General features: G+C 70.2%; 16 protein-coding genes and 2 pseudogenes. 7 read left to right on the top strand and 11 right to left on the bottom strand.

The window, feature by feature from the left end:
• Nucleotides 1-100 precede the first annotated feature (100 nt).
• From OG622_RS04665 to OG622_RS04640, 6 genes are all read right to left on the bottom strand, one after another.
• Complete coding sequence (locus tag OG622_RS04665) at nucleotides 101-1,108, bottom strand: GlxA family transcriptional regulator (protein ID WP_371573543.1); 1,008 nt, start codon at nucleotides 1,106-1,108, stop codon at nucleotides 101-103.
• A gap of 88 nt (nucleotides 1,109-1,196) precedes the next feature.
• On the bottom strand, nucleotides 1,197-1,838 hold the full coding sequence (locus OG622_RS04660) for a sigma-70 family RNA polymerase sigma factor (protein WP_371573542.1): 642 nt from the start codon (nucleotides 1,836-1,838) through the stop codon (nucleotides 1,197-1,199).
• Between the two features lie 226 nt (nucleotides 1,839-2,064).
• Nucleotides 2,065-2,766: a hypothetical protein gene (locus tag OG622_RS04655; protein WP_371573541.1), complete on the bottom strand. Its 702-nt coding sequence runs from the start codon at nucleotides 2,764-2,766 to the stop codon at nucleotides 2,065-2,067.
• Between the two features lie 511 nt (nucleotides 2,767-3,277).
• Entirely contained in the window at nucleotides 3,278-3,799 is a 522-nt protein-coding gene (locus OG622_RS04650; protein ID WP_371573540.1) for a copper chaperone PCu(A)C, read from the bottom strand.
• Nucleotides 3,796-6,096: a heavy metal translocating P-type ATPase gene (locus OG622_RS04645; protein WP_371573538.1), complete on the bottom strand. Its 2,301-nt coding sequence runs from the start codon at nucleotides 6,094-6,096 to the stop codon at nucleotides 3,796-3,798. Before OG622_RS04645 ends, OG622_RS04650 begins: the two co-directional genes overlap by 4 nt.
• The gene (locus OG622_RS04640; protein WP_371573536.1) at nucleotides 6,096-6,329 is read right to left on the bottom strand and encodes a hypothetical protein; all 234 of its coding nucleotides are present in this window, start codon (nucleotides 6,327-6,329) and stop codon (nucleotides 6,096-6,098) included. Before OG622_RS04640 ends, OG622_RS04645 begins: the two co-directional genes overlap by 1 nt.
• A 410-nt stretch (nucleotides 6,330-6,739) precedes the next feature.
• Here OG622_RS04640 and OG622_RS04635 point away from each other — a divergent pair, with 410 nt between their 5' ends.
• The 4 genes and pseudogenes from OG622_RS04635 to OG622_RS04620 all read left to right on the top strand — a co-directional run bounded on the left by OG622_RS04635 (nucleotide 6,740) and on the right by OG622_RS04620 (nucleotide 10,942).
• Nucleotides 6,740-7,744, top strand: coding sequence for a GlxA family transcriptional regulator (locus OG622_RS04635; RefSeq protein ID WP_371573534.1), 1,005 nt, complete (start codon nucleotides 6,740-6,742; stop codon nucleotides 7,742-7,744).
• A complete protein-coding gene (locus OG622_RS04630) occupies nucleotides 7,741-8,547 on the top strand; it encodes a DJ-1/PfpI family protein (RefSeq protein ID WP_371573532.1) in 807 nt (268 codons plus the stop codon). The genes OG622_RS04635 and OG622_RS04630 overlap by 4 nt, the downstream gene beginning before the upstream one ends.
• Nucleotides 8,548-9,179: 632 nt before the next feature.
• Entirely contained in the window at nucleotides 9,180-9,956 is a 777-nt protein-coding gene (locus OG622_RS04625) for an MBL fold metallo-hydrolase (RefSeq protein ID WP_371573530.1), read from the top strand.
• Nucleotides 9,957-10,403: 447 nt separating this feature from the next.
• A pseudogene (locus tag OG622_RS04620) lies at nucleotides 10,404-10,942 on the top strand (MarR family winged helix-turn-helix transcriptional regulator).
• Nucleotides 10,943-11,223: 281 nt separating this feature from the next.
• On the opposite strand, the gene OG622_RS04615 reads toward OG622_RS04620, so the two are convergent.
• Nucleotides 11,224-12,699, bottom strand: a complete 1,476-nt coding sequence (locus OG622_RS04615) for a DUF1996 domain-containing protein (protein WP_371573529.1) — start codon at nucleotides 12,697-12,699, stop codon at nucleotides 11,224-11,226.
• Between the two features lie 723 nt (nucleotides 12,700-13,422).
• Here OG622_RS04615 and OG622_RS04610 point away from each other — a divergent pair.
• Nucleotides 13,423-13,620: pseudogene (locus OG622_RS04610) on the top strand (nuclear transport factor 2 family protein); the annotation flags it as partial.
• Nucleotides 13,621-14,206: 586 nt separating this feature from the next.
• Here the strand turns inward: OG622_RS04610 and OG622_RS04605 are convergent.
• Nucleotides 14,207-16,765, bottom strand: coding sequence for an excinuclease ABC subunit UvrA (locus OG622_RS04605; RefSeq protein ID WP_371573526.1), 2,559 nt, complete (start codon nucleotides 16,763-16,765; stop codon nucleotides 14,207-14,209).
• 182 nt (nucleotides 16,766-16,947) lie between these two features.
• The gene (locus OG622_RS04600; RefSeq protein ID WP_371573525.1) at nucleotides 16,948-18,900 is read right to left on the bottom strand and encodes an RICIN domain-containing protein; all 1,953 of its coding nucleotides are present in this window, start codon (nucleotides 18,898-18,900) and stop codon (nucleotides 16,948-16,950) included.
• Between the two features lie 1,575 nt (nucleotides 18,901-20,475).
• On the opposite strand from OG622_RS04600, the gene OG622_RS04595 reads away from it, so the two are divergent.
• Entirely contained in the window at nucleotides 20,476-21,168 is a 693-nt protein-coding gene (locus OG622_RS04595; protein WP_371573524.1) for a hypothetical protein, read from the top strand.
• Between the two features lie 274 nt (nucleotides 21,169-21,442).
• Nucleotides 21,443-22,069, top strand: a complete 627-nt coding sequence (locus tag OG622_RS04590; protein ID WP_371584003.1) for a sigma-70 family RNA polymerase sigma factor — start codon at nucleotides 21,443-21,445, stop codon at nucleotides 22,067-22,069.
• A 79-nt stretch (nucleotides 22,070-22,148) separates the two neighbouring features.
• Here the strand turns inward: OG622_RS04590 and OG622_RS04585 are convergent, their stop codons facing one another.
• Both OG622_RS04585 and OG622_RS04580 read right to left on the bottom strand, forming a co-directional pair.
• A complete protein-coding gene (locus tag OG622_RS04585) occupies nucleotides 22,149-22,619 on the bottom strand; it encodes a copper chaperone PCu(A)C (protein ID WP_371573521.1) in 471 nt (156 codons plus the stop codon).
• 908 nt (nucleotides 22,620-23,527) lie between these two features.
• Complete coding sequence (locus OG622_RS04580) at nucleotides 23,528-23,701, bottom strand: hypothetical protein (RefSeq protein ID WP_371573519.1); 174 nt, start codon at nucleotides 23,699-23,701, stop codon at nucleotides 23,528-23,530.
• Nucleotides 23,702-23,707 lie beyond the last annotated feature (6 nt).

Genomic DNA, 23,707 nt, shown 5'->3' with positions numbered 1-23,707 from the left:
GGTACAGCGGAGAGGCCGGGGTCCGGGTACCCGTGGCCACCGGCGCGGGATGCCCCGGCTGCGCCGACGCCCACATGCCGGGATGGGCTGTACATCCGTGTCACGAGAAGCGTTCCCGGTAGTCGAGGGGCGAGATACGCAGGACCCGGTGGAACGACCTGAGCATCGTGGCCTGTGTCCCGAACCCTGTCTCGCGAGCGATGGACTCTGGGCTGCGGGGCGTCTCAGTGAGGAGGCGGGAGGCGGCTGCCACCCGGGCCCGTTCGACGTACTCGCGCGCCGACATGCCGACCTGGGCGCGGAACAGGCGGGTGAAGTGGCGCTCGGAGAAGCCTGCCCGGTGGGACAGGGAGCGGATCGACAGGTCGTCGGCCGGGTCGTCGAGGATCCGCCGCTGCACCGCGCGCAGTACCGGGCTGCGCGCGTCGGGGTCGAGCGGTTCGACGAACTGGAGCTGACCGCCCGGCCCGCGGTGGTACGTGACGAGAAACCGGGCGACCTGCTGGGCGGTCTCGCGGCCCAGGTCGTCCTCCACTAGAGCGATCGCCAGCTCGAGGCCGGAGGCTGCGCCCCCGGAGGTCGTGATGCGACCGTCCCGTACCACCGTGTCCCGTACGTCGGCCTCGACAGCCGGGAAACGACGGGCGAGTTCGTCCGCGAACTCCCAGTGCGTGGCCGCCCTGCGGCCGTCGAGAAGTCCGGCATCGGCCAGGAGGAAGGCGCCGGTGCCCACCGAAGCCACGCGCTGGGCCCGCCGGGCCAAGGAACCCACCGCGGCGACCATCGCCCGATCGAGGTCTGGGATGCCGTCCGTGCCCGGCACGATCAGCGTGCCGGCTTTGCCCACGTCCTTCGTGCCGTGGTCCGGTTGGACGGTGAGTCCGCCGGACGCGTGGACGGGACCACCGTCCAGGGAGGCTGTCCTCACCTCGTACCGGCAGGTCTCCGAGGTCATGTCGCCGGCCGCGGCGAAGACATCGGCGGGCCCTGAGAAGCTGAGGCTCTGGACCCCGTCGAAGAGCAGGATGAGCACCAGGTGGGGCTGCTGGCCGCTCGTATGGTCCGGACTGTTCACTGCGACCTCGCTCTTACGCGCGTCATCCTGCACGGGACTGTCATCCATGGGGTGCTCGGAGCTGTTCGGCGGGAGGAAGGGCACCGACCCGCTTCGAACGGACGGCGCCGGCGCCCTTCGATCACGCGGCCGGCGGGGTCGCCTCGGCCGTCGCCTCGGCGTCGGCCAGCAGTTCGATGAGCGTCGCCCTGGCACGGGCCACGCGCGAGCGGACCGTTCCGACGGGGCAGCCACTGGCCTCGGCCGCCTCCGCGTAGGGCAGCCCCATCAACTGGGTGAGAATGAACGCTTCACGGCGCTGGTCGGGCAGCCCGTCCAGCAGGTCGAGCAGGGCGATGCCGTCGTCGAAGCCGGGCAGGCCGCTCGGCTGGGCGCGTTCGACCATCGCTCTCCAGTCGTCCGTGACGCACAGGCGTGGCCGGGCGGCGGCGTACCGGTAGCTGTCGATCACCGCGCGGCGTGCGATGGACAGCAGCCACACCCGCGCGGAGGAACGCCCCTCGAACCGGTGCAGGCTGCCGAGCGCCCGCAGGAACGTGTCCTGGGCCAGGTCATCGGCGGCCTGCGGGTCGGAGGACAGCCGCGCGACATAGCGGACGACGTCGGGGTGCAGGGCCCGTACGAAACGGTCGACGGCGGCCGGGTCGCCGGCGCGGGCGGCGAGCGCCCAAGCGGTCGTCGACTTGTCGAACGACGCCACCGCACCGTCTTTGTCCACCTCTCTGCGTTTGTCGCGTGAGGCAGGCAGAACAGGAGTGATCACCTGATGTCCTTCTCGGGTCATCCGGCATCCAGCATCCGAAACGGCGGCACGGCGGCACGGCGGCACGGAGGCACGCGCGACCGTGTGAGGGCACGACAGCCGCGTGACCGCTTGCGGACGGGTCCGGGAATGAAGGGGGGACGGCCGCACGATGCGTACGGCCGATGCCCGAGGCGCGGGTGTCGATGACATGGCACTCGTCCACGGCCCCGGGGAACCGGCTGTCTCAGATGACAGCGGTCCCGGCCGGAGGCCCCCGAGGAGTGATGGAGTGAACGAGAAGAAGGCGCCGCGGCACCCGCTCCGAGCGGGCGCAGCGCAGCCGGACGCGCAGTCGGCGTGGCGGCATGACAACAGCGAACAGCAGCCGCAGGGGTGCGGCCAGCCAGCCGGCGACGGCCCGCAGGACACGGAACGCGGCACGCTCCCCATGGGCCAGCCACAGGCCGCACAGCAGCGCGGCGAGTGTGTGGGCGGCCAGCATGGCGAACGGCGACATGCCGCCCATGTCGTGGCCCATGGAGCCCATGTGCGCCGCGTGTTCCGTGGCCGTGTGACCCATGTCCATGGAGTCCGCGGACATGGCGCTCATGACGTGTCCCATGGACTCCATGGCGTGTCCCGGGCTCTTCGAGCCGGGCGACGTCGTGTCCGGTCCGACTGCGCTCGTGGCCGTCGACTGCGCGAGTTCGAAGACCGAGTGGAGCACGCCCTGGGTGACCACGACCAGGGTCACGACCAGCGGAAGCCCGCGCTCACGGTCCGCGAGGCTCCAGGCCGCGCCACCCGTGACGGCAAGCCCGGCCGCCAGTGCCCACCACGGGACGGTGGTGTCGGACATCAGGACGTGCCCGAGGGCGGCGAGCAGTACGCAGACGGCCGCGAACACCGCGGCCCGTATCGCGCGCGCACACCACCCGGCAGTCATGACGGCCCTCATCCTCGCATCCGGGGTCCCGTCGTAGTGGAGGGGTACGGAAGAGGCCCTCGCCCTCCACTCGATCCCGGACCGGTGACGCAGAACACGCCAACGGGCCGGAACTCGGCTGACACTTCGGCCGACATTTGAGGACGCGGGGTCTGTCCCGGACCCGCTGTCCACTCAGTCGCGCGGCTTCCCACCGGACCCACCGCATCGGAAGGGCACCGCCCCTTCGTTCTCTCTGCGAGGACACCGTCACCGCGTGCACGGCCTGCATGCTCGCCGAGAAGGTTGCCGACGGGCTGCTCACCGCGATCAGCCAGGACCTGGGCTGCGCCGACATCACAGCCGCGACCCACCGCGTCCCGGGCCGCGGCGGCAACCGCGGCCCGGCACTGCTCGCCGCGCGGGTCGCAGCGTGCCTCATCGCCTGCGCGGTCACGATCCGTGCGGGCAGCACGCACAACACCCCGAACACTGCTGGTATCCGCGGCGAGTCCACGGGGCAGGCCGCCGGTCACGCCCCGCCCATCCCCGGGCGGACCACCACCGCAAGGGCCCTGATCCGACCGCTGCGTGCGAAGTGCAGCGTGAACGGCACGAGGTCGCCCTCGCGCCACGTCTCCTTCGCCCTCACGGTCACATCAGTGCCGAACGGAGACATGGCGAGGCTTTCGCCGGCCGGGACGGCGGCGGAGTCCACCGTCTGCCCGTACGCCGCCCGTGCGCCGGCCATGCGGTGGCGGCTGAGCGTGGCGTCGCCGCCGGTGGCGGAGGACGTGACCTTCAACAGCCGGTCGTCCGCGCCGCCGGAGTTGGTGACGCGGAAGAACGCGGAGGTCTCCCGGGTGCTGCTGAACGGGAGGAAGACGCGCCCGTCGGTGACCGCGATCCGTGCGGGGCTGCCCGCGTTGTCCTGGGCGACCCAGGTGGTGAGGCCGCCGAGGGCGACGCCGCACGCGGCGACGGGCGCGAGCCCGGCGATCAGGCTGTCGGTGACTCGGCGGCGGGTCGGACGCCACAGGCGCTGTCCGGTCATCGGGTACCGCCCCGGACCCGCGACGGCTGCCATGCCCGCAGGCGCAGACTGTTGCCGACCACCAGCAGGGAGCTCACCGACATCGCCGCCGCGGCGAGCATCGGGTTGAGCAGTCCGACCATGGCGAGCGGCACGGTCACCACGTTGTAGCCGAACGCCCACAGGAGGTTGACGCGGATCGTGCCCAGGGTGCGTCGGGCGAGCCGGACCGCGTCGCCCAGGGCCTCGATGTCACCGCGTACGAGTGTCACGTCGGCGGCCCCGATCGCCACGTCCGTGCCACCTCCCATGGCGATGCCGAGGTCGGCTCCGGCCAGCGCGGCGGCGTCGTTGACGCCGTCGCCGACAACCGCGACCCGGTAGCCCTGCTCCCTCAACTCCCGTACGAGGCCTGCCTTGTCCTCGGGAGTGCAGCGGGAGTGCACCTCCTCGATGCCGAGCGCGGTGGCGACCGCCTGCGCCGGTGCCTCCCGGTCGCCGGTGGCGAGCACCGGGCGCACACCGAGGCGCCGCAGCCGGTCCACGGCCTGGTAACTGCCGGGGCGTACGACGTCTCCGACCTCGATCAGCGCCTCGGCGGCCCCGTCGACGCGGACCAGTACAGGGGTGTTGACGCCGGACTCGGCCGCGCGCAGTGCTTCGGTGAGGGCGGCGGGCAACTCCTCGTCCGGCGCGAGAACTTCGACCAGCCGCCCCTCGACCCGGCCGCGCACGCCGCGCCCCGCGGTCGCGGCGAAGCCGCTCACCTCCGGCAGCGTGCCCGGCCCTCCGGTCAGGGCTTCACCCGACGCTCGGACACGGTCGCGCCGGGGCGCCTCCATGGCGTACGCCACGATCGCCCGGCCCAGTGGGTGTTCCGAGCCCTGCTCCACCGCACCGGCCAGCCGCAGCACCGCCTCGTGCCCGAGCCCGTCCGGCACGGCCGTGACCCGGGCGACGGTCATGTGGCCGGATGTCAGGGTGCCGGTCTTGTCGAGCACGACCGTGTCGATGTGCTGCAACCCCTCCAGGGCCTGCGGGCCCCGGACCAGGACACCGAGCTGCGCGCCGCGCCCGGTGGCGGCCATCAGCGCGGTCGGTGTGGCCAGCCCCAGAGCACACGGGCACGCCACCACCAGGACGGCCACGCACACGGTGATGGCGGCCTGCGGGTCGGCCCCGGCGCCCAGCCAGAACCCGAGCACGGTCACAGCGAGTGCCAGCACCACCGGCACGAACACCCCGGCCACCGCGTCCGCCAGCCGCTGCGCCCGCGCCTTGCCCGCCTGAGCCTCGGTCACCAACCGGGTGATGCGGGCAAGCTGTGTGTCCGCACCGACCGCGGTAGCCCGGACGAGCAGCAGTCCGCCGACGTTGACCGCTCCGCCGACCACGGCCGCACCCGGTCCGACCTCGACCGGCTCGCTCTCCCCGGTGACCAGGGACAGGTCCACGGCGGAACTGCCCTCCGCCACCACGCCGTCGGTGGCGACGCGCTCACCGGGACGGACGACGAAGACCTGCGCGACCCGCAACTCCTCGACAGGGATCAGCCGCTCGGCCCCGTCCTCGCGTACCGCCACGTCCTTCGCGGCGAGTTGGGCCAGTGACCGCAGGGCCGCCCCGGTGCCGTTTCTGGCCCGAGCTTCCAGGAACCGCCCGGTGAGCACGAACAGCGGTACGACGACGGCCACTTCGAGGTAGACGTGCGCCGTGCCGTCCGAGGCTTCGGGCAGCAGGCTGAACGGCATCGTCATGCCCAGCTCGCCCGCACCACCGAAGAGGAGCGCGTACACCGACCAGGCGAAGGACGCCGCCACGCCCAGCGAGACCAGGGTGTCCATGGTCGCCGCCGAGTGCCGCAGCCCGCGCAGCGCCCGCACGTGAAACGGCCACGCGCTCAACACCGCGACCGGCGTCGCCAGTACGAAACACAGCCACTGCCAGGCGCGGAACTGCAGGTCGGGCACCATGGACAGCGCGACCACCGGCACCGCGAGCAGCGCCGTGAGCACCAGCCGTTCGAGCTCCTCCCGGGTGCCGTCGGACTCGCCGCCCTGGCCCTCCTCGCGCTGCTGCTTCGGCGGCTCGGGCAGCGCGGCCGTGTACCCGGCCTGCTCGACCGTCGCCATGAGTTCGTCGGGGCTGACGTGCGGCGGATGGCTCACCCTGGCGCCCCCGGTGGCCAGATTGACCGTCGCGGTCACGCCCTCCAGTTTCGCGAGCTTCTTCTCCACCCGCCGCACGCAGGCCGCACAGGTCATCCCGCCGACGGTCAGGTCGGTGGTCACCACAGAGGTGGCTGGTTCCGTGGTCATCAGCCGCCACTCCCGTCCTTGTCCATGTCGCCCATGTCCATGCCCCCGCCGTCGCCGCTCGTTCCGGAGCGCCGCATATCGGGCGCGACCGGGTCGACGGCGGCTCCGACGGCGTACGACCCGGTGAAGACCAGGGCGAGCAGGAGAAGGAACCCGCAGAGGGCGGGCTGCGGCGCCAGTCTCCGCAGCGCGGAGACCTTGTCGGGGGAGGACTGCTGGGGCTCTTCCATCATCGGGGCTCCTCACATCTGTCAGTTGGCCCGGGCACGGGGTCACGTGGGATCCCCGTGGCCGTACCGCTTACAGGAGTCGGGCCCGGAGCAGGTGGAGTTCCGCACACGTGTATGGCGTGCGTCACGCCTTCCCCGGGGCTTCGGTGCGAGGCCGCGCGATGGTCCGCGTCAGGCCGCCTCGGGGGCGCGACCCTCGTCCGCCTCGCGCACGACGTCACGGCCGAAGACGCGACGGGATCACCCGGTGGAAGATCGTGCCGTCGTAGTGCCCGTTGCGGACGTACGTCAGGCGGCACCTTGTCACCCGCGCCCTCATCCACCGGCCGGGCGGGCCGTTCGGGCGGCCTCCGTGGCCGCTTCCCAAGTGCGCCCGGTGCGACACCACGCCTCCCGATGTGCTGCCATCAGACATGGACACCAGCCGACGCGTACTCATCGTCGCCTATGACAACGCCCAGATTCTCGACATCGCCGCCCCCAGCAGTGCGTTGGACATCGCCAACTGGTTCGGTGCGAGCCCGCCGTACTCCATCGAGCTGGGCACCCTCGGCGGTCGGGCCGCCCGGAGTTCGGCCGGGATCCAGGTGGGCGGGGGACAGGACTTGGAGACGGTCGGGGGACGCCTGGACACGCTGCTGGTCGTGGGCGGCCTCGGCTGTGAGGACGCGGCGGCGGACGAGAAGTTGCTGGCCCACGTGCGGCGGCTGGCCGGTCAGAGTCGGCGCGTGGCCTCGGTCTGCACCGGCGCCTATGTGCTGGCCGCCGCCGGGCTGTTGGACGACCGCAGAGTTACGACTCACTGGCGGTGGGGGGAACGGCTGGCCGAGCGGCATCCCTCGGTGGCCGTCGACGTGGACCCGATCCGCATACGCGACGGCAATGTCTACACCTCCGCCGGCATCACCAGCGCCCTCGACCTGACGCTGGAACTGATCGAGGACGACCACGGACCGACCCTGGCCCGAACCGTCGCCCGAGAACTCGTCACCCATGTGCACCGTCCAGCCGACCAGGCACAGATCTCCCTGTACCTGTCCGCTCCGCCGCCGGAGGACCGGCTGGTGCGGGACCTGATGGGCTACGTCGCCGGCCATCTGGCCGAGGACCTCTCACCGCCGGCGCTGGCGGGCCGGGCGGGGGTCAGCGCCCGGCACCTGGCCCGGCTCTTCGGCACACACCTCGGGACCACTCCGGCCCGGGCCGTGCGCGTGGCGCGCACCGAGGCGGCGGCGCACCTGGCGAGGAACAGCGGACTGCCGATGGCGGCGATCGCCCGCCGCTGCGGTTTCGGATCGGCGGAGACTCTGCGACAGGCGTTTCTGGACCGCTACGGGTTCACGGGGGACGTGCTTCGCAGGATGCCGGACATGCCACCCCCACGCGTCGCACCGAGGCACGAGACTCTCGTGCCATGACGCATCCGACACATCCGACGTCTCCGACGACACGCAGAAACGTTCTCCGCGGCACGGTGGCCGCCGCCGCCCTCGCCGCCACGACAGCGGCCCCGACCGGAGCGGCACAGGCGGCCCCGGCCGGGACCGCGCCGGCCGGCGCGAAGGGCCGGTCGGGACCGTCCATCGGCATCCTGCTGTTCAACGGCTACAGCATGCTGGACCCCACCGGCCCGGCCGAGGTTCTCTCCCGGATGCCGGATGCGACCGTGACGATGATCGCCGAGCAGCGCGGTCCTGTCCGTACGGACACCGGTGACGTGGCCCTGGTGGCCGAGCGTTCCCTCGCCGAGGCCGGCCGCCTCGACGTACTGCTCGTGTCGGGCGGGGGCAACCGCGGTATGGCCGAGGCGTTGGAGAACCAGACCCTCCTGGACTTCATCCGCGAGGCCCACCGGCACACCGTCTGGACCACCTCCGTGTGCAGTGGCGGCCTCCTCCTCGCCGCCGCAGGCCTGCTGAAGGGCCGCAAGGCCGCCGTCCACTGGGCCGCTGCCGAACAACTCGAGAAGAGGTTCGGCGTGACCTATGTGCCGCAGCGCTACGTACGCTCCGGCAAGATCATCACCTCCGGCGGGGTGTCGGCGGGCGTGGACATGTCCCTGTACCTCGCGTCCCTGATCGCGAGGGAGGACACGGCGAGGGCGATCCAGCTCGCCCTCGAGTACGACCCTCAGCCGCCCTTCGACTCGGGCAACGCGGCGGAGGCGAGCGACGAACTGAAGCGACGGGCACTGGAGTTGCTGGCGGCGTCCGAGGTGTAGGAGGGGCACGGTTCCAGGTGGAGATCCTCGTTGGCGCCGCTCGCCTCAGCGATCTGGGTTCGCGCTGAATGACGGTCCTTTCACCGCCGGTTCCGCGCAGATTGCCTCCGGTGCCACCTTGGCCTGGTGACGGCGATGCCCGGGCGATCGACGTACCGCGACGACCCCGACCCCGACAGCTTCTCCGCCGGTCAGCGGCCGGCCCTGTCGCCGGTGGTGGTTACGGTCATGCCGACCTCGGCCCAGGACAGGCTGGTGAGAGGGTCGATGCCGCGGGTGGCGACGGGCGACTTGGTCAGGATCCGGACCGTGCCCTGGCAGTCGACCGCGTCGAGGTCCCGCAGGATTCCGTGGGTGCGCCGGTAGCGCGTCTCGTGCCCCTGGTAGGGGTGGGTCGGTGACCGAGCTGAGCGGCATCGTGCCCCGACGCTTGTCCTCGGGCATCTTCGCCGGCTTCTTGCGGGGGAGCTCGCTCGCGTTCTTCTTGACGTACAGGTGGTTGCCCACTTCTTCACCGGCTGCCCGAATTGCCGCCCGGCGCGCGTGGTCCGTCGGCGGACGGGCCTTCGGCCGGTCCGCCGCACCGCGAGAGTCCGCCAAGACCCGAGCTCCAGCAACCGGAAGGTCCCCGAATGCCCAGCGCCACCAGCGAGAAGGTCGACGTCCGTGTGTACGGCGGCCCCACCACCCTGATCGAGTACGGCGGGCTCAGATTCGTCACCGACCCCACCTTCGACCCGCCCGGCGAGTACCCCTTGCCTCTCCCTGGCGACCACAGGCTCGTCAAGACCGACCCGTCGGCCGTCACCGCCGCCGACCTCGGCCCCGTCGACGCCGTTCTGCTCTCCCACGACACGCACGACGACAACCTGGACAACGCCGGACGTGCCTTCCTGCCCGGGGCGCCGGTCGTTTTCACCACTGTCAGCGGGGCCGGCCGCCTCGGAGGCAACGCCCACGGGCTGGCCCTCTGGGAGACCGTTCAGCTCTGGCGGCCCGACGGCGGCACTGTGACCGTCACGGGCGTACCCGCCCGGCACGGCCCGGTCGGTTGCGAGCCGGTCACCGGTGACGTCGTCGGCTTCATGGTCACCTCCGACGACCTGCCCTCGGTCTACGTCAGCGGCGACAACGCGGCCCTGGAGCACGTCAAGGAGATCGCCGGGAGGTTCGCTCCCGTCGACACCGCGGTCCTCTTCCTCGGCGGCACCCGCATGGCCTTCGCCTTCGACAACGCCCTGCTCACCCTCGACAGTGCCCAGGGCGCCGAGGCCGCGAAGATCCTCGGCGCGCGGCGGGTCGTCCCCGCCCACTTCGACAGCTGGGCCCACTTCAAGGAAGGCCGGACCGAGATCGAGGCCGCGTTCACCGAGGCAGGCCTCGCCGACCGCCTCGACTTCGCCCGATAGCCACCCACCCCCGCCCAACGACCCCAAGGAGCACACGACACGACCAGCGCGAACATCGACATCGCCCGCGCCTACTTCCAGGCCTGCGCCAACGACACACTTGCCGCACCCGGCCGGACCCTCGCCACCGTCCTCCATCAGCGCAAGATCGGCACCCACGACCTCCTCGCCGCACTCTTCGGCGTCACCGAAGCCCCATGTCCAGAGCCGTTCAGGAAGCGCGGCTTCTCCTGGCCGAGCACGGACACACGATCCCGCCGTCCACCGCGAGATTCCGCACACCAGCGGACGCTTCGTCACCGCGATCCTCGCTGAGCTCGGCTCGGGGGAATGAGGCCGTCCTCCTTGACCACGGCCATCCCGCCCCGACGGCCGTAGTACACCGCCGACGTCACCGAGGCCCGCGAGTGATGTGGGCAGGGGATTTCGGCACGGTACAAAGGACGTATGCCGGAGCGTGAGACCCCCGCGGGGGCGATGGACGATGTTGACGTGGTGTGACCTGTGCGGTGCCGACCGCGTCGCGACTGCTGGTGGCACTCTCCGCCCGCTCCCTCGCCGCGGTCGAGGAACGTGTGACGCTTCCGCAGTTCAGAATGCTGGTGGTGCTGTCCACGCGCGGGGCCACCAAGCTGGTCGCGCTCGCCGACCTGCTCCAGGTGGCGCCCTCCACCGCGATGCGGATGGTGGACCGGCTGATCGCGGCCGGGCCGGCCGACCGGCACCTCAATCCCGACAACCGCCGCGAGACCCTCCTGCAGCTCACCGAGGAAGGCCGGCGCACGGTCGAGGACGTCACCGCCCGACGGCGCACCGAGATCGCCGCGATCGTCGAACGGCTCACACCGGTGCAGCGCCTGGCGCTCAGGGAGGCTCTCGCCGCCTTCAACGAAGCCGGGGGAGAGCCCTCGGTTCCAGCGCTCGACGCCGCGGAGCCGCACCCGCTGGGCTGGGCGGTGGACCTCCCGATGGCCCGCGACGCCTGACCCGGGTGATGTCATCGTCGGATGTGGGCTGCCAGCACCCGCCCCGCGTTTTGCACGGCGCAAGGGAATCGTCCTGTGTCTGGTCTCGCTGCCTGATCCCGGCAGCGCAGGCCGCTTGGGGTATCCCGACGAGGGCAGTGTGAACGTTCGTCTGCCGCACCAGGACGGCCGACGCTGAAGAACGACGAAACGCGGCTGACCGCGCGGGTCACGAAGTCGGGGACAGACGAATGCCGGCGGTGGAAGATCCCACCGCCGGCTTCCTCGTCACTGCTTCAGGACTACTGGCAGTCCTGGCCGCTGTTGATGCAGCCGACCATCTGCTTCATCGTGTTCTCGTCGAAGAAGTTGAGGAAGTCGTTGTGGTCGGTGATCGGCTTGTGCAGCTGGTCCGGGAAGCTGTCCACCGCGAACGGGTTCACGACCTGTCCGTTCTGGATCTGCGGGGCCGGAACGTCGTAGACCAGACGGGCCTGGAGCTGCGGGATGGCTTGGAAGCCGTTGGCGCAGGTTCCGTCCTCCTGTACGAAGGCCACGTGCGCGCGGTGGTTGGCGCTGTCGATGTTCTGGCCGTCCCAGCAGCTCTGGAAGAAGGATGTCCGTACCACCGAGCTGCCCTCGGGGCAGATCGGGTACTTGTCCGTCAGCTGCCGGTCCTCGAAGCCGGTGCAGCTCCAGTTCGTGTTGGCGTTGGCGAGGCCGTTGGTGAAGGCCTTGGCGTCACCGGTGATGATGCGCAGGGCCTGCGGCATCGCGACGACATCGCTCGCCTTGTTGCCGACGAACTTCAGCTCCGCCTCGGTGGCTTCGAGGATCTTGCCGATGTTGCCTTCCGCACCGCCACCGAGGTCGTTCGCGTCGAACTCGGCCGTACCGTCCTGCAGACGCAGCACCGGCCAGTAGTACGACGACTTGTCGCCCTGGTTCTGGCAGCTGGTGTCGGCCTGGAGGAACTCCTGGTCGCTGGTGAAGGCGTTGTTGTCCTGGTTGCCGACGTAGTCGTGGGTGTGCTGCGCACCGTTGCTGACACCCGGAGCGTTGATGATGTTGTCCGAGTTGTGGTTGTCGTTCCCGTTGGTACCGCATCTCGTGGTGAACGTACCCGTCGAACCACCGTCACCGTTCGCGGCGAGACCGTTTCCGTTCACACCCTGCGGGCCGCCGTTCGGCTGGACCTGGGTGATGTCCTGGAAGTCGGCCGCGGCCAGACCATTGCCGACCTGGCCCTGGTCCTGGCCGTTGTCCTGGCCGTCGTCCTGGCCCTGGCCACCGCCGGGGTTCGCCTGGTTCTGGTCCGCGACGCTCTGGCAGGTGGCGAGCTGGTCCATGCCCTGCGGGGTCTTGCCGCCCGCGTTGCGGATGTTGATGCCGATCCGGTCGAGGGTGGCGACTCGCCTGGACTTGAGCGGGCCGAGAATGGCGTTGTTGACGAAGCCGGCATCCCCCGCCTGGGCCTGGCGCGTGTCCGCGAGGCGCTTGTAGGCCTCGGTGATCTGCCGGTCCAGTAGCGCCAGCTCCTTCGCGACACCCGCGCGCGCCCTCTCGGGCACGTTCGTCAGCTTCTGGCCGACGTCCGGGCAGGCGATGGTGGCCACCTGCGCGGAGGACAGCGTGCTGTGCTGCTCGGACTTCGACTCGCCCGCTGAGGCGTAGAAGTTCGCCCAGACCAGGCCGCCGCCCGCGACCGCGAGCGCCGCGGATGCGGCAATGGCCCGAACGGCCAGCGGCGAACGTCGTTTGCGTGTGTTGCGTCCCATGGAATTCCTCTGACTGCCTTGTGCGGCTATCGAGGCGCCCTACAGGAGTGAAGCGGCTCCATCACATACGCGGGGAGCCCCAGGAGTGTTCAGGCGACTCGGAAATTGATGAGAGATCCGTGGGACGAACTGGTTGCAACACCCCATGAGACACAGAGAGTTGACGGCGTCAGGGTCTCGTATGGTCTGCGGCCCTTTTCCGGCGCGACATCCAGGCCGCCAGCGTGCACACACCCCCACCACCCGCACCGTCGCGGGAAGGGTGCGGAAGCCGACCGGGGGACTGGTAATCTCATTTTGCACTATGCAATAATTGAACGCGGGGGGCACCGATGGCCGATTGACTTCCGGCGCCCAGGAGTGACAGCGGCAAGGTAGACGGGAGACACACCGGCCCGTCGGTGCCCCCTCCGCAGTTCTGCCACCGCCTGGCCTCACAGCCGCTTCGCAGCCTCGATGCGCACGCCAGATGGTTCGTGCGGTGGCGAGGTGGGCGCCGACCATGGCCGTGAACAAGAGAAGTAGAGGTGACTCAGGAACGTCGACATCGCCCGTGAGTACTTCGAGTCGATCCAGAAGGGTGATCTGGCCCGGGTGGGGGGAGCTGCTGGCGGAGCAGGTCGTCTGGCATCAGCCGGGTGGCAACCGGTTCTCCGGCGAGCACCAGGGGCGTGACGCGGTCTTCGCGATGCTCGGCGGGATGATGGAGGCCAGTCAGGGCAGCTTCACATCGACGTGGTCCATGCCCTGGTGGGCAACGGCGACATGGTGGCCGTCTCGATCCACTTCGCCGGCCGGCGCGGGGACGCGTCCATGAGCATGGACGGGGTGGATGTGCTGCGCCTGGAGGACGGGAAGATCGTCGAGATGTGGCTGTTCTTCGGCGACCAGGCGGCCGAGGACGCCTTCTGGGGGGAGTAGGCCCACGGGGGGAAGTAGAGAACGGCCCGGGCCCTGGGGGCGTTGGCGGGTGGTCGCGTTGAGGCGTGGCCGCCTGTCGACTACTCCTGAAGTCCGGCCCCCCGTGTTCGTCACCGGCGACCCAGTCGCCGAGCCGAGTTCGGGGTCCGGTCCGAGCCGATCGGGGCATCCCGGTGACACGCAACGCACGACAGAATCCTGACCGGTTCTTCCTCCCGCGCTGTCGCCGTCGAGTGATGCCGTTCAGGGCAGTTCGCGTGGAGATTCGGCGGTGCGCCTGTTCTCCTCCGGGCGGACGACCGTAACGGCGCCGACCTGGGTGGAGTCACCGGATGCCGGAACCGTGATGAGCCACGCTGCCGGTCGCCGACACACGAGCCGCGACCGGGTGAGCGCAAGGCAGAGCTGGTCCTGACCGAGGCCGAGCGCTCGCAGGTGACGCGCTGGACCCGGTGACCTCGGCGTACACGGCCTTGTCCACGCTGAGATCCTCGAAGATGTCGTAGCGCGACAGAGCGGCCCCGGGCCGACGCCGACGTATGGGTATCACTGCTGTCGACCGGAACCGACGCACGGACGCACGTTGTCAGCTGAGGTGCTTGCCGAGGTAGCGGCCGGTGATGCTGTGCGGGTGCCGCGTGATGTCGTCGGGGGTTCCGGTGGCGACGACGGTGCCGCCGGCGGCACCGCCTCCGGGGCCCATGTCGATGACATGGTCGGCGTTGGCGATCATGTCGAGGTCGTGCTCGATGACGATGACGGTGGCGCCGTTGGCGACCAGACGCTGGAGGACCTCCAGGAGGGTGCGGATGTCGAGGGGGTGGAGTCCCACGCTGGGTTCGTCGAGGACGAAGAGGGCGTCGGACTGGTCGCGGGTGAGTTCGGTGGCCAGCTTCAGCCGCTGCGCCTCTCCACCGGACAGGGCAGGGGTGTCCTCGCCGAGGGTGAGGTAGCCGAGGCCGAGGTCGATGAGGGCCTGGAGCCGGGCGCGCACCCGCCGGATGTCTCCGACCTGCTCGATGGCCTGCCGCACGGTGAGGGCGAGCAGGTCGGGCAGGTTGATCCCGCCGTCAGGGTCGCTGGGCGTCGGACGGAGGATGTCGGCGGCTTCGGGAGCGTAGCGGGCGCCGTCGCAGGCCGGGCAGGCGATATCGACGTCGGGGAGGAACTGCACGTCAAGGGAGACCTGGCCGGTGCCTTCGCAGCGGGGACAGCGCAGGGAGCCGGTGTTGTACGAGAAGTCCGCGGCGGTCAGGCCCTGTTGCCTGGCTGTGCCGGTGGCGGCGTAGGCACGACGTAGGTCGTCGAGGACGCCGCTGTAGGTTGCGACGGTGGATCGGACGTTGACGCCGATGGGGGTGGCGTCGACCATGTTCACCCGGGTGATCCCCTGCGCGTCCACCTTCGAGACATGACCGGGCAGCGGGCCGTCGGCGGCTTGTGCCCGGAGGGCGGGGACGAGGCTGTCGAGGATCAGCGTGGTCTTGCCCGATCCGGACACGCCGGTCACGGCGGTCAGGCGCCCCTGGGGGACGTCGACGTCCAGGGCGTGCACCGTGTGCAAGGGGCGGGTGGCCAAATGGATGCGGCCCTGGTCGAACATCGCGTCGTGGTCGGCTCGGTCGCGTACGAGGGTGGCTTCGCGGCCGGCGAGGAATCCGCCGATCAGGGAGTCGGGGTCCCTGCCGAGGGCGGTGACGTCGCCGACGGCCAGGACGGTGCCGCCTTCGGTGCCGGAACCGGGGCCGATCTCGATGAGCCAGTCGGCTTCGCGCAGGACCTGGACGTCGTGGTCGACGAGCACGACGGAGTTGCCGTCGCGCAGCAGGTCGCGCATCACGCCGAGCAGACCGTCCACGTTCGAGGGATGCAGGCCGATGGAGGGCTCGTCCAGGACGTAGAGCACGCCAGTGGTCTGGTTGCGCACCGCGCGGGCCAGCTGGACACGCTGCCGCTCACCGGTCGACAGGGTTGAGCTTGCCCGGTCCAAGGTGAGGTAGCCCAGGCCGAGTTCGACCAGGCGGCGGGCGGCCTCCAGCAGAGTGGCGACGATGTTCCGCGCCATCGGGCGCATCTCCGGTGGCAGGGTGTCAGCGAGTACAGGGGCCCACACGAGGAGGTCGTCAAGGGTCTTCGCGGCGGCCTCGGCAAGATTGATGCCGTCGACAAGGGTGGCGCGCGCCTGCTCGCTGAGCCGAGTGCCATCGCAGGCAGGGCAGGTCTGGGCGGTGATGAACTTGTTCACCCGGTTCAGACCGCGCTCGGTCGTGGCGTTGTTCAAGGCGTCCTCGACCGCCCGGCGGGCGTTGCGGTAAGTGAAGTCCAGCTCGAAGAGTTTGCCGTTCTTGGACCGCACGCTGATGTGCCGCTGCTCGGCGGGGCCGTGCATGACGATGTCCCGCTCGCGGGCGGTCAGCTCCGTGTACGGCACATCGGAGCGCACTCCGAACTCCGCGACGACCTGCGGCATCACCGAAAGCCCGAACATCGACCACGGCGCCACCGCCCCCTCCGCGATCGTGCGCTGCGGGTCGGGGACGAGGGCCGCCTCGTCGACCTCGCGAACCATGCCGGTGCCGCCGCACCGCGGGCACGCGCCGTTCGAGTTGAAGGCCAGTGACTCCGCACCCGGCGGGTCGAACGTCACCTCGCACACCGAGCAGGTCAGGGTGAGCCCTGCGGCGACGTCGATGGTCGGGTCCTGCCGGTGGCCGTTGGGGCACAGGTGTGCTCCCAGGCGGGAGAACAACAGGCGCAGGACGTTCAGTAGCTCGGTCGACGTACCGAGGGTGCTGCGCACCCCGGGGACAGCGGGCCGCTGCCGCAGCGCGAGCGCCGCGGGCACATGCGCGACACCGTCCACCGCCGCGCGCGGTGCCTGCGCCATGCGCCGGCGGGTGTACGTCGACAGCGCCTCCAGGTACCGGCGTGACCCCTCCGCGTACAGGACCCCCATGGCCAGCGAGGACTTGCCGGACCCGGACACGCCTGCCACCGCGACGAGTTGGCGCAGCGGCACCGTCACGTCGATGCCCTTGAGATTGTGGACCTTCGCCCCGCGCACCTGGATCGCCAGGGGTGAGCCCTCCGCGCCCTCGGCCCCGGTCGGCCCGGATACCGCATCGCCCACGCTGCTGTGCGTCATCGGTTCTCCCTCCAACGGCGTCCTCGGGTTCACCAGCGACCCGTCACCCGCAGAATCAATCCTCGGAAGTTACTTCCGTGTAATGTATATGATTCTTTTGGTGTGGCACAAGGAGGGGATTGTCCCGGTTTCCTGGTCGTCCCGGGGGGCGACCGGGAGGGTCGAGGGGCGGACAGCGGAGGTCAGGACGGGATGATCTGCCATTGCTGCCGCGTCTGTGACGCGTACGGCTGCTGCTCGATGTTGGCCCCGTCGGCAGTGCTGCCCTCGTCGACGCCGAGGGAGAGCCCGCTGTAGCGGTTGATGAGGAAGTAGTTTCCGTCGCCGGTGGGCGTGACGGCCCAGTGCTGCTGGGGGGCGTTGGAGTCCGCATAGATGGCCACATTGCCACCGTCATCGCGGGAGAGCCCGGCCACTTCCATGAGCTTGCCGCTGCCGACGCCCTTTATCTCGTAGTAGCCGTCGCCGGTGGAGGCGAAGGTCCACTTCTGGTTGTTCCGGTTCAGCCAGGGCCACTGGAGGATGTTGGTGCCGTTGGCGGTTCCGTTCGCGCTCACGTCGGCGACCTTGCCGCTGTTGCGGTTGACCAGCCGGTACACGGTGCCGTCGCCCGGCAGGACCCTCGAGACAAGGGCAGGCTTGACCGAGCGGCCGCCGATTCTGATGCCGCTGATGTTGGCGTAGCCGCCGGTGGCCGCGTTGACCTGGATCCGTACGAAGCCCACGTTCCGGCTGGGCCACTCCACCAGCTTGTACTTGCCGTTGCCGGCCCAGGTGCCGGTGGCGGCCTGGGTGAAGGTGACGCCGTCGGTGCTGGTGAGGATGGTGTAGGAGGTGATGTCGCCGTCGGTGGAGTTGCTGCGGTTCCACTGTTTGGGCAGGTATTCCAGGGTGGAGACGTTGCTCCACACGCCGCCCAGGTCGATCGTGATCGAGTGAGGCAGGGCCGGGGACAGGCCCCAGGTCGACCAGCAGGTTTCGTAGCGGACGTCGCTGAGTCCGTCGATGGCGTTGAGCGGTCCCTCGCCGGTGCGGAAGGCGGTGGCGTATGCGTTGACCGGGGTGACGGGGTGCTCGGCGCGCAGTGGCTGGGTCGGCAGCGGAGGCCGGGAGGTGTTCGGGCTCCAGGCCGCGCCGACCTGGGCGAGCCGGTTGACGACGTTGGTGTCCAGCAGGCCGTTGCGGTTGGGCGGGCAGTTGAGGATGAAGGAGGTGTACTTGGGTTCCAGGTCGGCCAGGTGGGAGAGGATCGCGTCCCTGCTCATCAGGCCTTCGGTCGGGGTCGAGGGGTGCCAGAACCAGCCGTTGCTGATGGTCTGCCCCTGCATTCCGGCGTAGGTGTTGCCCGCCGGCGCCGAGATCCCCAACGGCTCCTCGAAGAAGATCGCGTCGCTGAGGAAGGGCTCCGACAGTCCGCCGATGTCGATCATGACGCAGTCCGGCTGCAGTTCCTTCACCAGCGAACGGATTCTCTGGTAGGAGACGGCCTGCTGCCCCATCTGCCATGCGTAGCCGTCGGTCATGAACATGTCGATGGTGCCGTAGTTGGTGAGCAGCTCGCGAATCTGACCGAGCATGAAGGTCATGTCGCCGGGCTGGATGGCATCGGTGATCTCCAGCCCGGTCACCTTGTGCCGGCTCTCCCATGCCTCGACGCCGAAGGTACGGTCCCAGATCGAGTAGTAGAACCCGACCTTCAGTCCCTTCGCCCGGAAGGCATCGCAGTACGCCTGGACGACGTCCTGCTTGTAGGAGCTGTTCGCGACGTTCTGGGTGCCAAACGCGCTGGGCCACAGGGCGAAGCCGTCGTGGTGCTTGGTGGTCAGGATGCCGTAACTCATCTTCGCGGCGACCGCCGCGTCGGCCCACTGCGCGCAGTTGACGCTCGGGGGAGCGAAGGCGGTGGGGCTCTGGTTGGGTTCGGCCCACTCCTGGTTGGTGAACGTGCCCAGGCTGAAGTGGTTGAACATGCCGAACCGCATGTCGACCATCTTGCTCAGGTTGGTCTGTGTGTCCGCGGCGGCCGCCTGTGACAGGAGGCCGGAGAAGCCGGGGACGATCGGCAGGGCGGTCGCGGCGGTCGCCGCACCCGCGGCGCCGAGAAACGTACGGCGATTCATTCTTGATGAGGACATGGCCCACTCCTGTGGATCGACGGCATTGAGTGCGGTGACGACGCCCCAGGTGGCAGTCGACCTCGGCCTGGGTGCCCGGACGCGCACGGATTGTCAAAGTGGCTGTGAAACGGTGCTCCGCCGGAACCTGCCGGCCAGCCAAGTGCCAAGCGGAAGGTGACCGCCCAAGGTGGGCGACCGGGTCGTCGTGGGAGGCACGATCGGCTCGGCACTGAGTGGTAAGCGTGCAGGTCGGGCCTGCCCGCTGCCAGGTGCCCCTTGCCGGTTCGCGGGGTGGCGCTGGCGGTGAAACCGGGATACTTCGGTCACGGTCACGGTCACGGAGCGGCCCGGGCGTGCGATCCGGTGATGAGCAGGGGGAACATACTCAGGTAGGCGGCCGGTACAAGCATTACGGTGCGCCGGGCATCAGGAACTCCCGCACGGAGAGGGCGCGGACGGAGGGCGAAGCCCGCCCGCGGCGGACCGCCATGCCGGTGAGCGTCTCTTCGGCGACTGACGGGCTCTGACAACATGCGCTCCTGACTCTTCGCTGGACAACACGGGGCTGCGGCTCGGCACCCGGGCTGAACGGAGTGACTGGTCACCCTCAAAGGGCGAGCAGGGGAGAGGTCACCCACACGGCGTGTGTTCGCCGGAGTGACATCGGATCTATTAAGAGGCTTCAGCGCAGGCCCTGTCTAGGGGATCAACAGGAACCACGTGATAGTGGCTGGTGGCACGCTCAAGCCTCAGGATCATGCAGTCAAGACGCGGGGTGTGAACGGTTCGATAGATCGGGTGAATAGAGTGCCGGGGGCCCTTGCGAAGGCACCTCCGGACGGGTCAGGCGCGAGCAACACCAGGACTGCCGCGGTGTGTCGCCCGTCCGCGACGACGCGCTGTCCGCCGGTACTGGGCAGCAGCGGACCCGGGCAGGGTGATGACGTGTCCCCGCTGGGTCCTGCTCCTGGGTGACGAACCTGCGGCGCGCGGGGGCCCGATCGGTGCTGCAAATCCCCTTCACCCAGAGCTTGTTGCCGTCCACGCGATCGGAATACCTGGCCGGGGCGAGTCAGGCCTGGTGGTGTGGTGAGCGAGGCACTCTTCGCCACCGCGACGGCTTCTCCTGGGCAACAGCATCGCCGAGCCATAATCACCGGAGGGCGCCCGCGCGCAGCGCAGGCTCCGGACGGCGTGAAACGGCGGTGTCGGCAACTCCGACGCCTGAAGGGACTGCGAGCTGCGAACGCCCAGGAGGCCGCGCAACTCGAGGCGGATGTCGAGGTCGAGGGCTGATCGGCGCCCCGCACCAGGCCGCGATGGAGAACAGCCGGCTGTACCAGTGGCTCTCTGACCGCCGTGTCGTGGTTCGACGTTGCCGAAGCGGCATCTCGGTAGGCAAGCATGGCCCTCTGCCGACGACGACCCGGCTGAGGTCTTGACTTCCCCACCTCAGAAGTCGGACGGGTCGTCCGCCGGGTTCCGAGGCGTTGGTGTGTCCTCTCTCACGGATTCGGGGTTGAGTGGCAGACCCCGGCGTTGTGCGTACCCACCTGCGACGAGCGGAACTCGAATGCGAGGATGAGGGCCGTCATGACTGCTGGGTGGTGTGCGCGCGCGATACGGGCCGTGGTGTTCGCGGCCGTCTGCGTGCTGCTCGCCGCCCTCGGTCACGTCCTGATGTCGGGCTCCACTGTGCCCTGGTGGACGTTGGCCGCCGGGTTCGTCGCAACGAGCGGCGTCGGCTGGTGTCTGGCGGGCCGTGAACGCGGGCTCACGCTGGTGATGTCCGCTGTGGCCCTCGCCCAGGGCGCGCTCCACCGGACCTTCTCGTCGGCCCAGTCGGCGGCGTCGGGGTCCGCCACGGACTCCGTGGCGCACCACATGCGTGGTGACGCGAGCGGCATGCCCATGGGCTCCACGTCCATGGACGCGATCGACATGGCCTCCATGGACATGGGCCACTCGGCGCATGCGGGGCACCTCGGCCACATGGCTCACGACATGGGCGGCACGTCGTCACTCGGCATGCTCGCCGCCCACGCCCTGGCCACCCTGCTGAGCGGCCTGTGGCTGGCCCACGGCGAGCGGGCCGCGTTCCGTGTCCTGCGGGCCGTCGAGGGATGGCTGGCCGCGCCGCTGAGGCTGCCGATCGCCCTGCCCGCCACGCCGCCCCACCGGCCGCGCCCGCGGCCGACGCGCGAGCGTTCGGCACGGGTGCCAAGGCTGACGCTCGCTCACACGATCATTTCTCGGGGGCCTCCGGCCGGAACCGCTGTCGCCTGAGACAGCCGGTTCCCCGAGGCCATCCTTCGTCCCCATGAGCGCCGCGTCCCGTCGACGCCAGGGCCGGAGGGCAGGGCTCTCGGGCACGGGTCGTTCACGTCGTACGGCCCCATCCCACATCCCTCCCGTTCCGGGACGTTTCCGCAGCGGCGCACCGCGCACCCCCGCGCGCGGCCGTCGCATTGCGCACGAGTGCGCGGTCGCGCATGCCGCCGTGCCGGGTCCCGGACAACCCGAGAAGGACATACAGGTGATCACTCCTGTCCTGACCGCCCTGCGCGAAACGCGTGGGGCGGGGTCCGAGGCGACGGACGAGTCCGGCGCGGTATCGCGCGACGAGTCGGCCACCGCGTGGGCGCTGGCCGCCCGCGGCGGCGACCCTGACGCCGTCGACCGGTTCGTTCGGGCCCTGCATTCCGACGTCGTCCGCTACATCACCCACCTCTCATCCGATCGCCAGCTCGCCGACGACCTGGCGCAGGACACGTTCCTGCGGGCACTAGGCAGCCTGCACCGGTTCGAGGGGCGCTCGTCGGCGCGTACGTGGCTGCTGTCCATCGCGCGTCGCACGGTGGTCGACAGCTGGCGGTATGCCGCCGCGAGGCCGCGGTTGGCCGACGCGGACGACTGGACGACAAGGGCCGAGCGGGCCCAGCCGAGAGGCCTGCCCGGCTTCGAGGAAGGTGTGGCGTTGCTCGACCTGCTGGACGCCCTGCCCTCCGAACGCCGCCAGGCGTTCGTCCTCACCCAGTTGGCGGGACTGCCCTACGAAGAGGCCGCCGAGTTCAGCGGCTGCCCCGTCGGGACGATCCGCTCGCGGGTGGCACGGGCCCGCGTGGCCCTCGTCGAATTCCTCGCAGAGGCCGAGGGATCGCCTGCCCCGGCCGCAGCGGCGGCCTGACGAAAGGAGTGCCGGGGTCTCCGCGTCCGCGGAAACCCCGGCACTCCTCCCGCTCTCCGGCAGCCCTGGCTCCCGGGGCTCACCGCGCAGTCTCGGTCACGGTCGCCCGGACGACGACACCCCCGCTCCGACGGAACCACAGGGTGTACGGCAGTGTCTGGCCGGCTTTCAGCTCGGGCGGATCCAGGATCACAACTCCGAGGCCCCCAGGCGCCATGCGTACCGTGCCGCCCGCCGGGACATCGACGGCCCATACCGGATCCGTACGCCCTGTTCCGGTCCGGCGCACCGTACGGCGGAGCATGCTGACGCCCAGCTCCGGCGAGTCCGCGTACAGCAGTGTGTCCTTCGACGGGCCGGCGTTGCGGACCTCGAAGTAGGCGGCGGTGGAGTCGGAGCCCGCGGGTGCCGCGATGATGCGCGCGTCGACGACCGTGATCCTGGGCGGCGCTTCGCCTGCCGCGCCGCTCGCGGTGTAGGCCACCAGCAGGGCCAGCGCACCGCAGGAGGCACCCAAGGGTGCAGCGACGGCCCGTAAGACGTTCTCCAAGGGCGTGTTCCGCTTCCGGCGTCGCATCACACGCATCAGACTTCTCGGCTCCATGAGTCAGTGGTCGTGGCGTGGTCCCGGCTGGTTCCCGGCCCTTGCCGCGCCGACCGGTTCCGGCCGGCGGCGGAGGGGAAGGACCCTCCGAAGCCCGGAACGAAGGCGGTCGCGGAACTGCACGGACGGCGGCGGGGAGGGATTCGTGCTGAGCGGGCTGCTCCGTCTTCTGCCGGCGTCGGCCGTCTCGGGTCGGCGTCCGCTGCACCGCCGAGGCGACGGTGCGGTGGAGGACCGCTCGCACTTCCACAGGCGCGGCTGAACAGAACACTGCGCGAACACGGGAACTCCGCAGTCCTTCGGTGCGACAACTTGTTCGTGGGACCGGCAGGAGAGTGGACGCCCTCGGAGCGTGCCCACGCCGCCGACCGCGTCACGCAACGGCTGTCTTCCCTCAAGTACCGCCACAGCAAAGGAAAGTGGCGTGAAGACGCGGGAACTCCACACCACCAGCGATCGACTACTGGTTCGACAGTGCGATTCGGCACCCGCTGACCAGCATGTGAGGTCGTCGGCGGGTCGAGGCGCGGCACTTCGGGCGAAGGTGGTTGGGGCACACGTGAAGCGAAGACGTCTGGCGCAGTCCTCCGGGGCCGCGATCGGTGCTCTGTCGCCGACCCCGCTCGCAGCCGGCGCCGCCCACGCGGCGGCGCCGTGGCGTGCTCGCGGCCACAGCGGGGAAGTACTGCGAGTCCACATCGGTCACCTTCGACGGCGTGGAAGAGCCGGACGTCTGTGGCCCGTTGGAGGCCTTCTCAGGGGCCGCCCTGGCCCATCCCGTGACGGTGCGGCCGGTGACCGCGGCTGCGGGGGAGGTGGCCGAGGTGATCCACAGTTTCGGCGTGAAGGGTGTGTCAGCGGCCTGGTCCCCGCACGCCGTCGCTCTGGTCGTCGTGCCCGGCGGCTTCGGCCGGCGCGAGTGCCCGCGCCGGCCGCTGGTCGGAGATCGGCGCCTCGCCGAACAGGGAGCCCGGGTCGCGGACCAACGGGTCGTCGACGACGGTGACCTGGTGACCTCCGGACCGCATTCCCTG

Origin of the sequence: Streptomyces sp. NBC_01314 (assembly GCF_041435215.1) — a bacterium.
Taxonomy (GTDB): Bacteria; Actinomycetota; Actinomycetes; order Streptomycetales; family Streptomycetaceae; genus Streptomyces.
Note: the sequence above shows the minus strand (reverse complement) of the source record. Positions and strands in the feature narration are given on the sequence as shown.